Genomic DNA, 242 nt, shown 5'->3' on the forward strand with positions numbered 1-242 from the left:
AGATTGGCTTCATTGATTAACGTCAACCACTCACCGCTGGCGTAGTTTCGTACGTGAGAGGTATCGCGTAATGCTTCTACCGTCTGTAACCAGATGTCGCGCACTGGGTGGCCCGGAGACATTACGTCCATCACAATCAGCCTACCGCCAGGTTTCAATATCCGGCTCACTTCACGCAGTGCTGCACCAACATCATGCCAGTGATGGGCAGAATAACGGCTGATAACAATATCAAATGCGTT

General features: G+C 50.4%; 1 protein-coding gene. It reads right to left on the reverse strand.

The window, feature by feature from the left end:
* Window positions 1-242: class I SAM-dependent methyltransferase (locus SB772_RS44840; RefSeq protein ID WP_410839132.1), on the reverse strand; the 242-nt coding region annotated here is incomplete at both ends.

It is taken from the genome of Paraburkholderia sp. SIMBA_030 (genome assembly GCF_046535245.1).
In the GTDB taxonomy this organism is placed as follows: Bacteria; Pseudomonadota; Gammaproteobacteria; order Burkholderiales; family Burkholderiaceae; genus Paraburkholderia.